At 63.2% G+C, this 17,543-nt stretch carries 19 protein-coding genes and 1 tRNA gene; 3 read left to right on the forward strand and 17 right to left on the reverse strand.

The window, feature by feature from the left end; all coding sequences use genetic code 11:
* The first annotated feature begins 103 nt into the window (after window positions 1–103).
* Window positions 104–751, forward strand: a complete 648-nt coding sequence (locus tag KDC96_RS07165; RefSeq protein ID WP_212451857.1) for an inner membrane-spanning protein YciB — start codon at window positions 104–106, stop codon at window positions 749–751.
* Here KDC96_RS07165 and KDC96_RS07170 read toward each other — a convergent pair whose 3' ends face one another.
* From KDC96_RS07170 to KDC96_RS07225, 12 genes are all read right to left on the reverse strand, one after another.
* Window positions 752–1,594 (reverse strand): hypothetical protein, encoded by an 843-nt coding sequence (locus KDC96_RS07170; protein ID WP_212451859.1) that lies wholly within the window; start codon window positions 1,592–1,594, stop codon window positions 752–754. It lies immediately after the preceding gene.
* A 269-nt stretch (window positions 1,595–1,863) separates the two neighbouring features.
* On the reverse strand, window positions 1,864–2,268 hold the full coding sequence (locus KDC96_RS07175; protein WP_212451861.1) for a hypothetical protein: 405 nt from the start codon (window positions 2,266–2,268) through the stop codon (window positions 1,864–1,866).
* Between the two features lie 10 nt (window positions 2,269–2,278).
* On the reverse strand, window positions 2,279–4,204 hold the full coding sequence (locus tag KDC96_RS07180) for a potassium transporter Kup (protein WP_212451863.1): 1,926 nt from the start codon (window positions 4,202–4,204) through the stop codon (window positions 2,279–2,281).
* Window positions 4,205–4,369: 165 nt separating this feature from the next.
* Entirely contained in the window at window positions 4,370–5,011 is a 642-nt protein-coding gene (locus KDC96_RS07185; RefSeq protein ID WP_212451865.1) for a tetratricopeptide repeat protein, read from the reverse strand.
* Window positions 5,008–5,433 carry a cytochrome c-type biogenesis protein gene (locus KDC96_RS07190; protein ID WP_212451867.1) on the reverse strand — a complete coding sequence of 142 codons (426 nt, stop codon included), beginning with the start codon at window positions 5,431–5,433 and terminating at the stop codon, window positions 5,008–5,010. Before KDC96_RS07190 ends, KDC96_RS07185 begins: the two co-directional genes overlap by 4 nt.
* Window positions 5,430–5,864 (reverse strand): DsbE family thiol:disulfide interchange protein, encoded by a 435-nt coding sequence (locus KDC96_RS07195; RefSeq protein ID WP_371815539.1) that lies wholly within the window; start codon window positions 5,862–5,864, stop codon window positions 5,430–5,432. Before KDC96_RS07195 ends, KDC96_RS07190 begins: the two co-directional genes overlap by 4 nt.
* 88 nt (window positions 5,865–5,952) lie before the next feature.
* Window positions 5,953–7,938, reverse strand: a complete 1,986-nt coding sequence (locus KDC96_RS07200) for a heme lyase CcmF/NrfE family subunit (protein ID WP_212451869.1) — start codon at window positions 7,936–7,938, stop codon at window positions 5,953–5,955.
* A 14-nt stretch (window positions 7,939–7,952) separates the two neighbouring features.
* Window positions 7,953–8,414, reverse strand: a complete 462-nt coding sequence (ccmE, locus tag KDC96_RS07205; RefSeq protein WP_212451872.1) for a cytochrome c maturation protein CcmE — start codon at window positions 8,412–8,414, stop codon at window positions 7,953–7,955.
* Complete coding sequence (ccmD, locus tag KDC96_RS07210; protein WP_371815540.1) at window positions 8,411–8,566, reverse strand: heme exporter protein CcmD; 156 nt, start codon at window positions 8,564–8,566, stop codon at window positions 8,411–8,413. The genes ccmE and ccmD overlap by 4 nt, the downstream gene beginning before the upstream one ends.
* The gene (ccmC, locus tag KDC96_RS07215; protein WP_212451874.1) at window positions 8,563–9,315 is read right to left on the reverse strand and encodes a heme ABC transporter permease CcmC; all 753 of its coding nucleotides are present in this window, start codon (window positions 9,313–9,315) and stop codon (window positions 8,563–8,565) included. The genes ccmD and ccmC overlap by 4 nt, the downstream gene beginning before the upstream one ends.
* A gap of 95 nt (window positions 9,316–9,410) precedes the next feature.
* The gene (locus tag KDC96_RS07220; RefSeq protein WP_212451876.1) at window positions 9,411–10,478 is read right to left on the reverse strand and encodes a Glu/Leu/Phe/Val dehydrogenase; all 1,068 of its coding nucleotides are present in this window, start codon (window positions 10,476–10,478) and stop codon (window positions 9,411–9,413) included.
* 64 nt (window positions 10,479–10,542) lie between these two features.
* Window positions 10,543–10,619: transfer RNA gene (locus tag KDC96_RS07225), tRNA-His, on the reverse strand.
* A 225-nt stretch (window positions 10,620–10,844) separates the two neighbouring features.
* Here KDC96_RS07225 and KDC96_RS07230 point away from each other — a divergent pair.
* Both KDC96_RS07230 and KDC96_RS07235 read left to right on the forward strand, forming a co-directional pair.
* Window positions 10,845–11,483: a 2OG-Fe(II) oxygenase gene (locus KDC96_RS07230; protein WP_212451878.1), complete on the forward strand. Its 639-nt coding sequence runs from the start codon at window positions 10,845–10,847 to the stop codon at window positions 11,481–11,483.
* Window positions 11,480–11,803, forward strand: a complete 324-nt coding sequence (locus KDC96_RS07235) for a TraR/DksA family transcriptional regulator (RefSeq protein ID WP_212451880.1) — start codon at window positions 11,480–11,482, stop codon at window positions 11,801–11,803. The genes KDC96_RS07230 and KDC96_RS07235 overlap by 4 nt, the downstream gene beginning before the upstream one ends.
* Before the next feature lie 86 nt (window positions 11,804–11,889).
* On the opposite strand, the gene rpmE is transcribed toward KDC96_RS07235, so the two are convergent.
* The 5 genes from rpmE to rseP all read right to left on the reverse strand — a co-directional run bounded on the left by rpmE (window position 11,890) and on the right by rseP (window position 17,539).
* Entirely contained in the window at window positions 11,890–12,114 is a 225-nt protein-coding gene (gene rpmE / locus KDC96_RS07240) for a 50S ribosomal protein L31 (protein WP_212451882.1), read from the reverse strand.
* A 221-nt stretch (window positions 12,115–12,335) separates the two neighbouring features.
* Window positions 12,336–12,812: a 3-hydroxyacyl-ACP dehydratase FabZ gene (gene fabZ, locus KDC96_RS07245; protein WP_212451884.1), complete on the reverse strand. Its 477-nt coding sequence runs from the start codon at window positions 12,810–12,812 to the stop codon at window positions 12,336–12,338.
* Complete coding sequence (locus tag KDC96_RS07250; RefSeq protein ID WP_212451886.1) at window positions 12,809–13,525, reverse strand: OmpH family outer membrane protein; 717 nt, start codon at window positions 13,523–13,525, stop codon at window positions 12,809–12,811. Before KDC96_RS07250 ends, fabZ begins: the two co-directional genes overlap by 4 nt.
* A complete protein-coding gene (bamA, locus tag KDC96_RS07255; RefSeq protein ID WP_212451888.1) occupies window positions 13,525–16,269 on the reverse strand; it encodes an outer membrane protein assembly factor BamA in 2,745 nt (914 codons plus the stop codon). The genes KDC96_RS07250 and bamA overlap by 1 nt, the downstream gene beginning before the upstream one ends.
* 172 nt (window positions 16,270–16,441) lie before the next feature.
* The gene (gene rseP, locus KDC96_RS07260) at window positions 16,442–17,539 is read right to left on the reverse strand and encodes an RIP metalloprotease RseP (RefSeq protein ID WP_212451890.1); all 1,098 of its coding nucleotides are present in this window, start codon (window positions 17,537–17,539) and stop codon (window positions 16,442–16,444) included.
* Between the last annotated feature and the right edge of the window lie 4 nt (window positions 17,540–17,543).

A 17,543-nucleotide genomic window follows, 5' to 3' on the forward strand; every position in this document is an offset into this window, starting at 1 on the left:
ACGCAGTCGACGAAGCAATCCATCGACCTTACATCCGATGGATAGCGCAGGAGTTGGATTGCCGCGCGGCTTCGCCGCTCGCAATGACGAAATTGAGAGATAGATGAGCACTTCCGAAACCAAGAAAGCCGGCTCCTCCTGGCTTAACGTCGCGGTCGATTACGGGCCGCTGCTGGTGTTCCTCGCAGTCTATCGCTGGAACGCACCCGACGATCCCAATCCGGCGGGCGAGCTGATGGCGATCATCTACGGCACCGGCGCGTTCATGGTCGCGGCGGTGACGGCGCTGCTGATTTCCAAATGGCGGCTCGGCAAGGTATCGCCGATGCTGTGGTTTTCGACCGCGCTGATCGTCGGCTTCGGCGCGCTAACGATCTTTTTCGGCGACCCGGTGTTCGTGCAGTTGAAGCCGACCATCATCTATTCGGTGTTCGGTGTCGCATTGCTGGTCGGCTGGCGTAAGGGCAGGCCGCTGCTCAAGATCCTGCTCGAAGCTGCGTTCGAGGGCCTGACCGACGAGGGCTGGCTCAAGCTGTCGCGCAACTGGGGCTTCTTCTTCCTCGTCCTCGCCGCGCTCAACGAAGGGCTGCGCGCCTATCTCACCTTCGAAGGCTGGCTGTGGGCCAAGTTCTGGGTGTTCCTGCCGCTGACCTTCCTGTTCACCTTCACGCAGATCCCGATGCTGATGAAGCACGGGCTGGATGTCGGCGAGGAAGAAGACGTGCTGAAGGAAGAGCCGCCGACCGGATGACTAGGCGGGACGACAGAGCTCGTCGCGGTTTCGCACGATGAATTCGTGGACGTGGACCTTGGATTGCTGCTTGCACTCATCCGTATAGAACCACTCCTCGAACGCTTCCGCAGCAGCCGTTTCCGGACCTTCAAAATCGAAGTACCGTTCCCCTCCGGACTCAAATCCGTCGATGGCAACCGAGTTCACATACATGCGCTGTAAATCGTCTTCGTCGTGCAGTTCGTGCACCCATTCGCGCAGGCTTAACTGAAGCGGTTTCATTTTGAACAATCCCAGGAAGCCCGACTGCTTGATCTCGTCAGCCTGGCGCATCTGCCTTTCAACGTAACGTAGGGTATGCTCATTCGACGCGGTCGTTTTGGGCTCGGTATCCTTGGTGGCCGGATCACGACTGCGGACGAGATGTTCGATCAGCCTTTCGCGGCTCGCCGCCCATTTTTCGGGGTCTTGGGAAAGGGGTACGGGCTCGGAGCGACTAGGATCGGAAACGCTTTCGGCCTGTTCAAGCATCGCGGCAACAAAATACTTGTCCAGCTCATCCCAATGGAATTGCTCGACAACATCAGCCATCATCTGATGCTCGTTCGGGTAATTGTCGATCAGCTGTGTAAAGCCGCCATTGCTCACTTGGCCCACGATATCTGACCAGAGCATCAGCGTGCGCTGGGCGTCGGTGAGCGACAGATTTCCCGGACTCCCGTAAAAATTCCATCCCTCGACACCCATCACTTCTGGAACATAAAGAAACGAATCCTCACCCGTTAGCCACCACCCATCGTGGGCAAAGCTGGCGGCTTCTTCAAATCTAGCATCTGTCATCACCGGGCGGGTTTCCGTCACATTGTCCTCCAATCTAGCCACACGAACCGTGCTCGCTTCGATTGATCCATTCCCATATGAGCCGGACCAAGCAAGCATTTTCCTACACGGCAAAACCGCGTCATACTCCGCGCGGCTCTTTGACAATCGCATCTGCGAAACGCGTTTCGAGTTGGAGAAGTGTCAACTTCGCTTTCTCGGCTCAAGCACCTGAGACATAGACTGAAATCGGCGAAATCCGTGCCTGACACCGTGTCAGGTGTGTCAACTTTGCTCCAACCTGACCGCGCCTAATCGTCCGTCGCCCACTGATCCTGATCCTCGACAGGCTGCGGCAATCGCCCTTCGAGCCAGTCGGCAATCGCGCCCGGTGTCGTTTGGTGGTCGGAGCATTCAATCACCCAGGACAGGAAATAAGCAGGTCCACCGTTCAGATAAGGCGGCGGCGAAACCGGCATGAAGATCGTCGGAAGCCTGTCATCCACTGACAGGTAGTTGAGCACGTGTCCCATCTCTTGCACCGCGTGCCACGCCAGCGGATGGCGAATATCGAGGGAAAATTTGATGTACCAGCCTTGTTCCGAGTCACCCGTCCCAAAGCCCGCGAATTCGGTCGTATTGACCTGCACCGACGGCACTCGCGAGAGATAGCTCAACAGCTTGTGAAAGCGAGGGTGATGCTTTGCGAAACTCACGGGCAGCCCCCTAAATCTCCACCTGGCTCCCCAGCTCCACCACACGGTTGGTCGGCAGCTTGAAGAAGTCCATCGCGCTGGCGCTGTTCCTCAGCATCCATGCGAAGATTTTCTCGCGCCAGATCGCCATGCCGGGCTTGTCGCTCGCGAGCAGGGTCTGGCGCGAGAGGAAGAAGCTGGTGTGCATCATCTCGAACTCGCCGCCACACGCCTGCATCTTTTTCAACCCCTTGGGCACGTCGGTCTCTTCCATGAAGCCGTAATGCAGGATCGCGCGGTAGAACCCGTCGCCCATGTCGGTGTATTCGCACCTCTTGTCCGGGTCGACATAGGGCTCGTCGGCAATCTCAATCGTCAGGATCACGACGCGCTCATGCAGCACCTTGTTATGCTTGATATTGTGCAGCAACGCGGACGGCACGCCGGCCGTGCTCGACGCCATGAAGATCGCGGTCCCGGGCACGCGCAGGGCGGAATTCTTGGCCGACTTGGCGAAGATTTCCATCGGAAGCGCGACCTCGCTCATCCGTTCGCGCATCAGCTTGCGCCCGCGCGCCCAGGTGGTGAGCAAGGTGAACGCGATCAGGCCCACGACCAGCGGGAACCAGCCGCCCTGCGGGACCTTGGTGAGGTTCGCGGCGAAATAGGCTCCGTCGACGATCAGGAACAGCAGCACGACCGGCGCGGCGTACCACCACTTCCACTTCCACACGCTCACCAGCAGCACCGCCATCAGCAGCGTGTCGATCGTCACCGCGCCCGTCACCGCGATGCCATAGGCGCTGGCGAGGTTGGAGGAATTCTGGAAGGTCACCACGAGAATGATGACCGCGATCATCAGCGCCCAGTTGACCACCGGAATGTAAATCTGGCCGCCTTCGGTTTCCGAAGTGTGGAGGATGTTGAGGCGCGGCATGAAGCCCATCTGCACGGCCTGGTGTGTGATCGAGAACGCGCCCGAAATCACAGCCTGGCTGGCGATGAAGGTGGCGACGGTGGCGAGGCCTACAAGCGGCAGGCGCCATTCCTCGCTGGCGAGCAGGAAGAACGGGTTGCGCACGACCTCGGCGGCCTGTTCGGGCGGCAGCCCGGCGATCATCGCGCCCTGCCCGAAATAGTTGAGCAGCAGGCACGGCATCACGAAACCGAACCAGCTGAGGCGCATCGGCCCGCGCCCGAAATGCCCCATGTCGGAATAGAGCGCTTCCGACCCGGTTACGGCGAGAACGACGGCACCCAGCGCGAGGAATGCCACGACTCCGTCGGTGACGAAGAACATCACCGCGTAATAGGGATTGAGGGCCCACAGGATGTCCGGGTTCTGGATGATCTGCCAACCGCCCAGCCCGGCGATCACCGTGAAATAGACGATCATGACCGGCGCAAACAACGCGCCGACCTTGGCCGTGCCGCGCGCCTGCAGCATGAACAGGCAGACGAGCAGACCGAGCGCGATCGGGATGACGAAGGGTTGCAGGCCTTCGTCCACCACGGTCAGCCCCTCGACTGCGGAGAGCACCGAAATCGCGGGCGTAATCATGCTGTCGCCGTAGAACAGCGAGGTGGCGAACACGCCGAGCAGCACCACCAGCCAGCCGTAGCTCGATTTGCCGATGTGGCGTGAGAGCAGCGCGACGAGAGCAAGGCTGCCGCCCTGCCCTTTGTTGTCGGCGCGCATCAGGATGGTCACGTACTGGATCGCCACGACGAGCAGCATCGACCAGAAGATCAGGCTGACGACGCCGAGCACATGCATCCGGTCGATCGCGATGTTCGCCGCACCCGAAAAGGTCTCGCGAAACGCGTAGAGCGGGCTGGTTCCGATATCGCCGAAGACGATACCGATTGCGCCGACCGCCAGCGCAGTTTTGGACGCACTGTGACTATGGCCCCCGGTGGGAGGCCGATGCGCCGGCGCTGCTGCTTTATCGCTCATTTATGCGGATTTCCCGTTCATCCGGTACTGCCCTTCTACGAGTGCCCGTTGTTCGGGCTGGCTCGTCGACCCCCTGCTTGCGAACAGCCGCAAGGTCGCGGCCCCTAGCACCGCAGTTTCGCGGCTGCAATATGACGCTGTGCACGGTATCCGGCGAACCCGCCACTAGCGCTGCAGCATCGGGGCATTGGCAATCATCTGGTCGAGCCCGGCAACCCGGCGTTCGAGATCGGCGCGCCACGGTGCATCCTCGGGCGATTTCTCCAGCAGTGCGGCCCAGGTCGCCCGCGCCTCGCGCACTTCGCCGCTACGCAAATAGGCAAAGCCGAGAAAGAATTCGGGCGACGGATTGGCGGGATCGATCGCGATCGCCCGTTCGTAGGCAAATCGCGCAGCGGGAGTGACGGTGCCATCGGCATGGCCGACCAACGCGATGCCGAGCGCGAGCCAGCCTTCGAGATGGCGGGGATTGTCGGTCAGTCCCTTCCTCAGCAAGCCCGCCGCATCGCCGAACTGACCGCGCCGTGCAAAGGCATCCGATGTCACGAGATAATTGGGTTTGGGCACAGTCTCGTCGAACAGCTGCCGCCGCGCCATGACCATTTCCTCGCCCGATTGCTGGGCGCGTGCCTGCTCCGGTTTCGGGCTTCCGGGCTGGCCCGGCGATCCCTGCCAGGCATATCCCGCCAGGCCGAACACCAGTGCTGCGGCAAACAGGCTCCACCCTTCGCGCGGCAATCGCAGGACGATCACGGCGAGCGCGAGTGCCGCCAGCGCAAGTACGCCAACGATCAGCCAGCCGGTCATACGCCCTCGCCTTCGCTGCGGCGCTTTCCGAGCCGGCGCAACAATACCGTCAGCGCAACCAGCAGCAGCAAGGCCGGGATCGCGAACAGCGGCCAGGTGGTCGCGCTTACTTCCGGGGAGTAGCTGACGTAATCGCCGTAGCGCTCAACCAGCCACGTACGGATTGCCTCCGGGCTTTCGCCCGCCGCGATCCGGCTGCGCACCTGATGCCGCATGTCTCCTGCCATCGGAGCATCGCTGTCGGCGATGCTCTGCGACTGGCAGGTCAGGCAGCGGAGTGTCTCCATCAGCTCGAGCGCGCGCGCTTCCTGCGCCGGGTCTTCGAGCTGGGTGTAAGCATAGGGAGCGGGCGGCAGGTCGTCCTGCGCCGCCAGCGGGAGCGCGGCGCACAACAACGCAATGGCGGCGAGGAAGCGCGTCATCGCGCTTCCTCCAGCTTGCCCAACAGCATCGCCACATCGCGTTCGCGAATGTCGCCGATGTGCTGGTAACGGATGTTGCCGGCACCGTCGATCACGTAGGTTTCGGGCACCCCCGACGCGCCGATTTCTATCATCAGCGAGGAAATCTCATCCGCGCCGATCCGCGAATACGGATTGCCGTGGCGCTCGAGAAACGCTGCGACATCTTCCGGCTTGTCGCGGATCGCAATGCCGATGATTTCGACGCCCTGTTCCTTTAACGCTTCGAGCTGCGGCGCTTCGGCGATGCACGGCAGGCACCAGCTGGCCCAGACGTTGAGCAGCCTGGGCTCGCCGCCGACGAAATCGGCGCGCGCGGCGCCCGGCACACCCTCTGTCGCGGGCGGCAGATCGAATTCGGGGAGCGGCTTGGAGATCATCGCCGAGGGCACTTGATCATCCTTCGGCTGGGTCAGCATGTAACCCCGAGGCCGAGAATGAAGAGAAACACCGCAAGCGGAATTGCATAGGCCAGGCGCATCACGCAGTCTCCGGTTGCCGGGCCGAGGCCAGCCGTTCGAGGTCCGCGCGGCGCGCATCGCCGAGCTTCCTGACACGGCGACGGCGAAAATCGGTCTGAATCCGGCCGACGATCGCGAGGATTCCCCCCAGTCCGATCAGCAGCCCGCCATACCAAATGAAGGTCACGAACGGCTTCCACCAAATTCGCAGCTGCCAGCGCCCCTCGCCTGCCCGATCGCCGATCACCGCGTAAAGCTGGCCGTCCCACCGGGTCAGCAGCGCCGCCTCGCTGGTCGCCTGCACCGGCGTCCAGAAGCTGCGCGCCTGCGGATTGAGCATCACCGCCGCGCCATCGCCGCGCCTCGCCGCAATCCGTGCTTCCATCGCGGTCCAATTGGGCCCGGCAACCGGCTCGACGCCTTCGAGCGCGATGGTCCAATTCCCGACACTGGTCGCCTCGCCCGGTGCCACCGCGGCAAGCCGCTCCTGCGAAAATGCGCTTTCGCTCGCCATGCCGAACAGCGACACCGCAATCCCGAAATGCGCGAACACCATGCCCCACACCGCAACAGGTATGCGCGTCACCTTTCGCCCCCGCAGCGGCAGGAAAGCGGCGACAGCGAGCACTGCGGCGAGCGCGAGACCCAGCATCGGCAGCAATCCGTAATTGCCGAGAACCGCCACCATCACAACGATCGCGACGAAGATCGCGCCGAGGATCGCGAGTTCCTGCCTGATGCGGAAAGGCGAATCCGATTTCCACCGCAGCAGCGGGCCGACCGACATGATCACGAACATCGGGATCGCAAAGATCGCGCTCACCGGATTGAAATACGGCGGTCCGACCGACACGCGCACGTCGAATGCTTCGGTCAGCAGCGGGTACAGCGTGCCGAGCAGCACGATCGCGAGGATCGCGGTCAGCATCACGTTGTTGAACACCAGCGCGCCTTCGCGGCTGGTCGCGGCGAAGCGCTTGCCCTCGGCAATCGAACTGGCGCGAACGGCGAAGATCGTCAGCGCGCCCCCGATGTAGAGACCCAGCAGGACGAGGATGAAGGTGCCGCGTTCGGGATCGACCGCGAAGGCATGGACGCTGGTCAAGACGCCCGACCGCACCAGAAACGTGCCGAGCATGCTCATCGAGAACGCGAGCACTCCGAGCATGATCGTCCAGGTGCGAAGCGCATCGCGCGCGGCCAGCACGCTGACCGAATGCAGCAGCGCGGTTGCCGCGAGCCATGGCATCAGCGAAGCGTTCTCGACCGGATCCCAGAACCACCAGCCGCCCCAGCCGAGCTCGTAATACGCCCAGTAGCTACCCGCCGTGATGCCGAGCGTCAGGAACACCCACGCCCCCAGCACCCACGGGCGCATCACGCGGGCGAATTCGGGCGTGACCTGGCGGGTCACAAGCGCCCCCATGGCGAGGCTGAACGCCACAGACAGCCCGACATAGCCGATGTAGAGCGTCGGCGGATGCAGCGCGAGGCCGATGTCCTGCAACAGCGGATTGAGTCCCACCCCTTCGGCGGCGGGCACCGGCAACCGCTCGAACGGATTCGAGCTGAGCAGCAGAAATGCATAGAAGCCGAGCGCGACGAAGCCCTGCACCGCCAGCGTCGCCTGCATCGTGCGTTCGGACAGGCGCCGCTCCGCTGCTGCCAGCAGCCCGCCCGACAGCGCGAGCACCGCAACCCACAGCAACATCGATCCTTCGTGGTTCCCCCAGGTTCCGGTGAGCTTGTAGAGCAGCGGCTTCATCGAATGCGAATTGGTCGCGACCAGCTTGATCGAAAGGTCGGTGATCGCAAAGGCCCACAGCAGCATCGCAAACGCCAGAACTGCAAGCACGGCCTGCACCACGGCAGCGGGTCTGGCGTAGATCGCCAGCGGCGAGGCGTTACCCTCGCCCGCGTGCAAGGCGGCTGCGCCGGACAGCATCTGCAGCGCCGCCAGCGCCGCAGCGAGCCATAGGGCGGCGAGGCCGATTTCCGCGATCATCCCGAATGCCGCCCCTAATCGAGCCCGACAGTGGTTTCGGCCGCGGCCTCGGCAGCGTTGTGCCCTTCGAGCCCTTCGAGCTCCCTCGGCACGTAGTTCTCGTCATGCTTGGCCAGCAGGTTGGTCGCGAGGAAGGTTCCGTCGGCCTGCAGACTGCCCTCGGCAACGACGCCCGATCCTTCGACAAACAGGTCGGGCAGGATGCCGCTGTAGCGGACCGGTACGGCGCTGGCCTCGTTCCCGGTCACGACAAAGGCGACCGTTACGCCATCGGCCTGCGTTTCGAGCGAGCCAGGCCGAACCATGCCGCCGAGCCGTACCGCCTGCCCCACCGCCGGCGGATCGACCGCAATCTGTTCGGGCAGGTAGAAATAGTTGGCCTGGTTGCGCAGCGCCCACGCCGCGATCAGACCGGCAGCAACGATCGCCACCAGTGCGAGCACAACCAGCCCCAGCCTCTGATGCTTGGCCTTCACTGTCCGGACCTTTGGCTTTTCACCGTATCGCGGCGGCGTTCCGCGCGACGCATCGATCGCCAGCTCCAGGCCAGCAGCAGAGCCAGACCGCCCAGCCCGATCGCGTAGGCCGCGATCACGAAATCCCAATGGTCGAGCGCCTCGCGCATCATGCGTTCCCCATCGCTGCGCTGGCGGGCACGTCATCGTCCAGCGCGCGGCGGCGCAGACGCGCTTCGACCTGCGCTTCGGCGATCAGCGCGCGCATCCGCATCAGCACGATCGCCGCGAACAGCAGCGAGAAGCCGAGCACCGCGACCAGCAGCGGCCACAGGAACACAGGGTCGATCGCGCTCTTGCCCGCGGTGATGCTGGGCGGTTGATGAAGCGAATTCCACCACACCACACTGCGATTGATGATCGGAATGTTGATCGCGCCGACCAGACCGAAAATCGCGGCGATCCTGGGCGATCCGCCCTCGCGTTCGGTCGCCTGCGACAGCGCCAGGTATCCGGCATACAGGAACAGCAGCACCAGCATGCTGACCAGCCGTCCGTCCCATTCCCACCACGTGCCCCACGTCGGGCGGCCCCAGATCGACCCGGTGGCGAGGCAGATCGCGGTAAATGCCATCCCCGGCACCGCCATCGCGCGCGCGGCGATTCCCGCCAGCGGGTGCTTCCAGATCAGCAAGGCGCCGCTGGCGATCGCCAGACCGCTCCAGCCACCCATGCCGAGCCAGGCGCTGGGCACATGGATGAACATGATCCGCACGCTGTCGCCCATCAGGCGATCGGGCGGGATCACCGTCAGGCCCCACGCCATCGCGCCGCCAGTCAGCAGCAGCCCGCTCCACAGGCACAGCGGCATCAGCCACTGCGCGAGCGCCATGAAGCGTTTGGGGTTGGCGTAGATGTGCATGCGTTATCGGCCTTGCGGAGTGTATTAGTGTCCCAGCCGCCCCCGGCAAGGGCGCAAAGCATGCAAGGAATGCTGCATTTCGCGAAATCGGGCGCTCAGCTGCGTCCGATCATCTTTTGCGCCATCCGGTCGGCGACGACATCGGGAGAGGTTTTGCCGGCATCGCTTTCCTGCCAGATCTGCTCGAGCCGTTCGGGGATCAGCGCGATCCGCTTGCGCACTTCGTTGATATCCCCCGGTGTCCCGTCGCGGCGCGCCAGGTATTCGGTCGCGACCGAGATGATCCCGCCCGCATTGATGACGTAATCGGGCGCAAACAGGATATCGCGTTCGAACAGCGCCTGGCCGTGTTCGGGGCGGGCGAGCTGGTTGTTCGCGCCACCCGCAACGATCGCGCAGTCGAGCCGCGCGATACCGTCATCGTCGAGGATCGCGCCGAGCGCGTTCGGACTGAACACGTCGCAGGCAACGGTCATGATGGCATCGGCGCCCACGCAATCGGCACCCAGTTCGCGCGCCAGCGACGCTGCGCGCTCCTCGTGCATGTCGGCCAGGGTCAGTTTCGCCCCGTCCTTCGCCAGCAGTTTCGCGACACCGCCGCCGACGCTGCCCGTACCCTGCACCGCAACATGCACGCCGGTAACGCTGTCCTTGCCGAGTTTGTGGCGAACCGCCGCCCTTATGCCGTGATAGATGCCCATTGCGGTGAACGGGCCCGGATCGCCGCCGGCCGCATCTTCACCCGAAACCGGCAAGCCCGAAACATGCGCGGTGTGCTTCGACACGGCAACCATGTCCGCCTCGCTGATCCCGACATCTTCGGCGGTGACATAGCGGCCACCCAGAGCCTCGACCGCATCGCCGAACGCGGCGAGCATGGCCGGTGTCTTGGTCTTCGCCTTGTCGGCGAGGATTACTGCCTTGCCTCCGCCCATCGGCAGCCCGGCCATTGCGTTCTTGTAGCTCATTCCGCGTGACAGGCGCAGCGCATCGCGCAGACCATCCTTGGGATCGGGATAGTGCCAGAACCGGGTTCCCCCGGCGCCGGGGCCGAGATGCGACGAATGCACCGCGATAATGGCCGTGAGTCCACTTTCGCGATGATGCACGAATTGCACCATTTCGTGCTCGTCGAAATCAGGCTCGGTCCAGAAAGCGGTCATACGCCAAACGCCTCACAATAGATCGCGGCGACGACCGAAGATCGATCCGGCAAACTGGGAAATATGGGGCGATCGAGGGGTCTCGAACCCCCGACCTCCGGTACCACAAACCGGCGCTCTAACCAACTGAGCTACGATCGCCACATGCCCCGTCCCAACGCCATCGCAATGGTGCCACGTCCGCGCAAGGAGGGCGGTTTACGCCTGATCTGGCCCCGGTCAAGGGGACCTTCAAGCGGCGCGAGCCTGTTGCACAAAGCCCGTGGCAAGAAAAGCAAAAACTGCGTTTCGGGCGGATATGCGCAAGATTGTTTCGCGGGAAGCGGGCGGCTTGCGCGGCGCGCCTGCCACACTATCGTCGAACCCATGCCGGCCCCAGGCGATTCTTCTGCCGCGACGCTGCTTTCGCATGCTGGCATTCAGCGCGTGCCCAGCCCCAGGATCGAGCTGTTCCAGATCCGCAACTTCGTCGACGAGGCGCTGTGCCGCGAGCTGATCCGGCTGATCGACCAGGATCGTCGCCCGTCGACCATCGCCGACGACAACGGCGATGCCTATTTCCGCACCAGCGAAACCTGCGATCTCGCGCCCGAAGAACCGGCGGTGCAACAGCTCGAGGCGATGCTGCGTGGCTTGAACGGCATAGATCCGGCGCACGGCGAACCGTTGCAGGGCCAGCGCTACGATATCGGGCAGGAATTCAAGCCGCACACCGATTACTTCACGCCGGGCGGGCCGGACTTCGAAAAGTTCTGTTCGGTCGCGGGCCAGCGCACATGGACGTTTATGATCTATCTCAATGACGTGGAGGCCGGCGGCGCTACACGGTTCAAGGTGGTGGGCAAAACCTTCCAGCCCGAAACCGGCAAATTGCTGTGCTGGAACAACAAGCGCCCCGATGGCAGCGTCAACCCGGCCACGCTCCATCACGGCATGAAAGTGCGCAAGGGGCTGAAATATGTGATAACCAAGTGGTATCGGGAACGACCGTGGGGATGGGAATGAGCGACTACAAGGACATGGCGCAGCAGCTGCGGACGCGGCTCGACGATCTGCTCGAGCGCGCCGAGGTGATCGAAGACGACCTGCGGCATCCGCTCGATGCGGATTCCAGCGAGCAGGCGGTCGACCTTGCCGACGACGAGGCACTGGAGGGCGTGGACGAAGTGCTGCGTGCCGAGATCCAGCAGATCAGGTATGCGCTCACGCGGATCGAGAACGGGACCTACGGCACCTGCGCCAAATGCGGCAAGGATATTGCCCGCAAGCGGCTCGAAGCGCGCCCGATTGCGACCCGCTGCATCGATTGTGCCAGCGCGGCCTAGGCCAAAAAAGAAAAAGGCGGCCCGGTAGGACCGCCTTTTCCTGGCAGCGCACCAACGAATTGGGGCTGCGAAGCTCGTCGTGTCGCTTACTTCTTGAGCGAAAGCCCGCCGAAGCGCTTGTTGAACGCCGCCACACGACCGCCTTCCTGCACCTGGCGGTTGCCGCCGGTCCATGCGGGGTGGCTGGTCGGGTCGATATCGAGCGACATGGTGTCGCCCTCGCTGCCCCAGGTGGAGCGCGTCTGAAACTCGGTGCCATCGGTCATCTTGACCGTGATCATGTGATATTCGGGATGCCCTTCGGCTTTCATACGTATTTCCTTCGAGCGTCCACCGGTACCGACCGGTGGTGCTATGTTTTCGGAGAAGCGGCGCTCATACCGCTCACGAACCAAATTGCAAGTGTTTCTCCCCTCCCTTGAGGGAGGGGTCGGGTGGGTGTACAACGGATGTGGCAATCCCACCCCGCTGCGACTAGGCAACGCTGCGCGTCGCCAAGTCTCACTGCCCCTCCCTCAAGGGAGGGGAGAGATTAAGAAGGCGGATCGGCGATCATCGCCGTGAATTCGGTCTCGCAGGTGGTCTTGCCCTCGACGCTCGCCTTGCCCTTGAACTTGTAGATCGTGCGGCGTTGCTGGAGGAATTCGACCTCCAGATCGAGCAGGCAACCGGGTGTCACGGGGCTGCGAAACTTCGCGCCGTCGATCCCCATGAAGATCACCAGCTTGCCGGTGCCCGCGAGCTCCAGCGTCTCGATCCCGAGGATCGCCGCCGCCTGCGCGAGCGCTTCGATCTGAAGCACACCCGGCATGATCGGAGCGCCGGGGAAATGCCCCTGGAAGAACTCCTCGTTGATGGTGACCGCTTTCACCGCGTGGATGCGCTCACCGAGGTGCAGCGCCTTCACCCGGTCGACCAGCAGCAACGGGTAACGATGCGGCAGGGCCTTGAGCACCTTGTGGATATCGTAATCCACGATCGGCTCCGATGGTGTCGCCTTCTCGCTCATGCCCTGCCCCCGCGCGTCCGTGTTCCGGCCCTAGCGGCCTTCGGGGACTGCTGGTTGCCCTGCTGCGCGGCCTGCTGGCGCTGCTGCAGCACCTGTGCGGCTACCAGCGTCTGCTGGATGTCCTGGAACAGCTGCACGCCTTGGCGCGAAGGCTGCCAGCCCGCCGGCGGGACGATCTGCACCGAAGGAACCTTGGTGTTGAGCGAGGTCGTCACCTGCTGCGTGATGTCCGCGGCCGGGGGAGCATAAAGCACCGAACCCGGGGTGAAGACCATCTGGATCTGCTGCTGGGTGACGACTTCCTGCACCGAGGTGGGATACTGCGCGAAAATCTGCTCGATCGCGTAGACGCGGGCGGAATCGATCTGGTTGCTGAGCTGCGCGATTTCCTGTTCGAGCGTCTGCAGCTGCGCGAATTGCGGGCTGCTCTGAGCTGCCTGCAGTTCGGCGTCGTTCACTTCGTTGTCGTTGTTGGTGTCGAACCCCTGCAGCAGCGTCTGGCGCTGCTCGTTCTTGGCCCGGCGGGTTTCGATCTGTGCCGAATAGGTGGTCGAGACCTGGTTGTAAGCGGTCTGCAGCGCGCTGGTGCCGATGATCGCGCGGGTCACATCGACCGTGGCGATCCGGCCCTGGACCTGGGCGATGGCGGGAGCCGCCGAAACGGCACACGCGGCGAGGCTCGCAGCGGCGAGCGATTTGGCAAGAAGTTTCATCAGAACTGTGTTCCTACGTTGAACGTGAATGTTTTGTCGTCATCGCCCTCGACCTTGCGGATCGTCTGGGCGAAATCGATGCGGAACGGCCCGAATGGCGAGTTCCAGTTTACCCCGATACCGGCAGTGATACGCGGGGACGGCGAATTGCCGAGGAAGACCTCGCGAATGCGGCTGTTGGGGCGAATGCTTGGTACGTTGTCGGTCACCCCGTCCGCCGCGATCGGATTGATCGTTGCGAACTGGATGGCATTTCCATCGGCGTCGGTGCCGTTTTCGATAAAGATCAGGTTGCCGTCGGCATCGGTCTGCTGGATGCCGAAGGGATTGTCCTGCAGCACCGGTTGGGTCACACCCCAGAGCGCACCGACATCGACCCACACCGACGGGCGCAGGCCAAGCTCGCGCGCACCGGTGCCGAGCGGCACTTCGAGTTCGGCGCGGGCGAGGTAGTAATTACGGCCGCCGAGCGCGTCGTCGCGCACCGATCGCCGTTCGGTCACGGGCACCGGACCATCGGCGCTGTCGATATAGGGCTGGGTCAGGATGCGCGGCCCCACACCACGAATGTCGAAACCGCGGAACTGCGGCTCGCCGAGGAAGAACCGGTCGGTGAGGAGGATATCTTCCACCTGCGGTCCGCCGCGATCCTGCAGCGGGATGATCGTGCCGCCTTCGGCCAGCAGCGAGAAGATGAAGCCGCTGTTCGCGACGTTCCAGAATTGCTGGCCGCGACCGCGGAACCGCAGATAGCGGACATCGCCGCCCAGACCGGCGAATTCGGTGCTGAGGGTGACGGTGCGTCCGCGCGTCGGGCGCAAGCGCGAGTTGAGCGAGTTGTAGTTGAGGCTGAGCCCGACGATCGAGCTGAGACGTTCGCCCAGCGCATCGCACAGGAACCGGCCCGCAAGCAGCGGGTCGCATTCGCGGGTCCCGTCTCCGTCGAGATCGGAGAAGAAGATGTTCTGGTCGAGGCTGACATCGTCGTAGTTGAGCGTGTAGCTGCCGACCAGCGACATGAACTCGGTCAGCGGCACACCGACACGGATGCCGAACCCGGTGGTCGCCTGTTCGAAGGTCGTGTTGCGATCACGATTCCGGAAGTTGAAACTGCTGATGTCGCGCCGATAGATATCGATGCCGGTCGAGATGTTGCGGTCGAAAACGTAAGGCTCGGTGAAGCTCACCTGCGCCGAACGCGAGAATTGCGAATAGTTAAGGCTGAGCCCGATCGTCTGCCCGCGGCCGCGGAAGTTGCGCTGGCGGATGCTGCCCGCGAGGATGAACCGCTCGATCGACGAGAAGCCGGCCGAAAACTGCAGCTCGCCGGTCGGCTGCTCTTCGACATTGGCTTCAAGAACGATCCGGTCGGGCGCGCTGCCTTCGACCTGGTTGACCTCGAAATTCTCCTGGAAATAACCCAGCGAATTGATCCGCGCGGTGGTGCGCTGCACCCCGAGCGAGTTGAACGCATCGCCTTCCGACAGGCGAAACTCGCGGCGGATCACCTTGTCCTGCGTCAGCGTGTTGCCGTTGACATCCACCCGCTCGACATAGACGCGCGGCGCCTCGCGCAGAATGAACGTGATGTCCATCGTCAGGTTGTCTTTGTTGCGGGTGAAGCGCGGCTGGACATCGGCAAAGGCGTAGCCGAACCGACCGGCCAGCTCGGAAAGCTGCTCGACCGTATCCTCGACCGCCTTGGCGTCGTACCAGTCGCCGGTTCCCATCGGCAGCCGCTCGCTCATCGCGTTGCTGTCGAAATCGCGCAGCTGGCTGTCGACCGTCACGTTCCCGAACTTGTAGCGCTCGCCTTCCTCGACCACGTAAGTGATGATGAAGTCCTGCTGATCGGGGGTAAGCTCCGCCACGGCCGAAACCACGCGGAAATCGGCATAGCCTTCGGTCAGGTAGAATTGCCGCAGCTTCTGCTGATCGAATGCCAGCCGGTCGGGGTCGTAGCTCGTGTTGGAGCTGAAGAAGCGGTAGAAGCGCGCCTGCTTCGTGACCATCTCGCCGCGCAGCTCGCCATCGGAAAACTGTTCGTTGCCGATGATGTTGATCTGGCGAACCTTGGACTTGGGCCCTTCGCTGATTTCGAACACCACGTCGACGCGGTTCTGCGGCAGCTGCACCATCTTGGGCTCGACGCTGGCGGCGAAGCGACCCTGGCGCTTGTACAGCTCGATGATGCGCGCGACGTCGGCGCGAACTTTCGAACGCGTGAAGATCTGGCGCGGCGCGAGCTTGATCTCGGGCACGATCTTTTCGCTGTCGAGCCGCTTGTTGCCTTCGAGCACGATGCGGTTGATCACCGGGTTTTCAGTTACGGTAATGACGACGTTGCCGGCATCGTTGCGGATCGAGAAGTTCGAAAACAGCTCGGTCGCGCCAAGATCCTTCAGCGCCTCGTCGGCCGCGACCGAGGTATATTCCTGGCCGACGCGCAGCCGGATGTAACTGAGGATCGTGGTCGGCTCGAGCCGTTCGGCCCCGGCAACGCTGATCGATCGGATGATGTTGCTCTGCGCGGCGGGATCCGGAGCAGGGGTCGGTGCGGGTGCAGGTTGCGTCGCGGGCGCCGGTGCGTCGCCTTCGTCCTGCGCCAGCGCGGAATAGGGAACACCGGCGAGCATCGAGCCGCAGGTGAGCGCGATCGCGAACCGACCCGCGGCGCTTGCCGGTTTCGAGGTTGCAGGATGGGGATAGACAGACTGGTCGCCTGCCGGCTTGCGTCGATTCATGCAGTAAAAGTCCCGTCTAACCCGTCTTCAAACGCCCGTTTGCGTTGGCCACGCCTCCCCAAAGGCGCATATTCGATGGGCTGCGAAAGCCCGGATTGCCTCTGCCCCATGCACGTCGCGCAATCAAGCGGGCAACCCCCTCTGGCTACGCTCGCCCGTTCGCTTTCCCCGGCTAACTGCCGAAAAACGGCAGCGAGACGACGTCATTCACCGTCACGACCACCATCAGCATCAGGACAATCGCGATTCCCGTACGATAGGCCCATTCGGTCGCTTGCGGTCCGACCGGTTTCCGGCGGATCGCCTCGACAGCATAGAAAGCCAGATGGCCACCATCGAGCGCGGGAATTGGCAAGAGGTTGATGAATGCCAAATTAAGCGAAATCAGGGCGACGAAGAAAACGAAGGCGGAAAGGCCGAGGCTGAGCTGCTCGCCCGAAAACTTGGCGATTTTGACCGGCCCCCCCATCTCGGCAAGCGAGCGATCGCCGCGAATGATCTGAGCGATTCCGGTCACCATCATGTTGGCGGCACTGACGCTCTGATCGACCGAGAGCGCTGCCGCCTCGCCGATCCCGAGCTCCTCGTAACGTTCGGCGATCTGCTCGGTTTCGATACCGATCAGGCCCACGGTCGACGGGTTGCCGAACCGGTCGGTCATTTCGACCGCCGCCGCCGTGACGGGAAGTTCGATCCGGTCGCCCTCGCGCACGACAGTGACCTCGAATGCGCGATTGGGATACAGCAGGATGGTCTGCTGGATTTCCCGCCAGCTGCCCATCTTCTGCCCGTCGATCGCGACGATCCGGTCGCCGACCTCGAACCCCGCTTCGCGGGCCCGCGAATCCTCGGTGAACGCGGCGATGATACCGACCTGTTCGGGCTCAACCGGCAGCGGTTTCCCGTAGGCGAGATTGAACGCGAAGAAGATGCCGAGCGCGACGAGAATATTGGTGACCGGCCCTGCGGCCACGATCAGAGCGCGTTTCCACAGGGCGGCGCATTGGAAGCTGCCCTCTTCCTCGGGAGCATCCGGATCGGGCACCGAAGCAGGGTTCATGTCGCCTCTGAACTGCACATACCCGCCAAGCGGCAGGATGGAGAGTTTCCAGCGCGTACCGTGCCTGTCGGTGACGCCGGCAATCTCCTTGCCGAATCCGATCGAAAAGGCATCGGCTTTCACCCCGAACCACCGGCCAACCAGATAATGACCCAGCTCGTGCACGGTGATCAGCGGCCCGAGCAACAGCAGGAAGCCGACGGCGTACATCCAG

It is taken from the genome of Erythrobacter sp. JK5 (assembly GCF_018205975.1).
Classification (GTDB): Bacteria; Pseudomonadota; Alphaproteobacteria; order Sphingomonadales; family Sphingomonadaceae; genus Erythrobacter.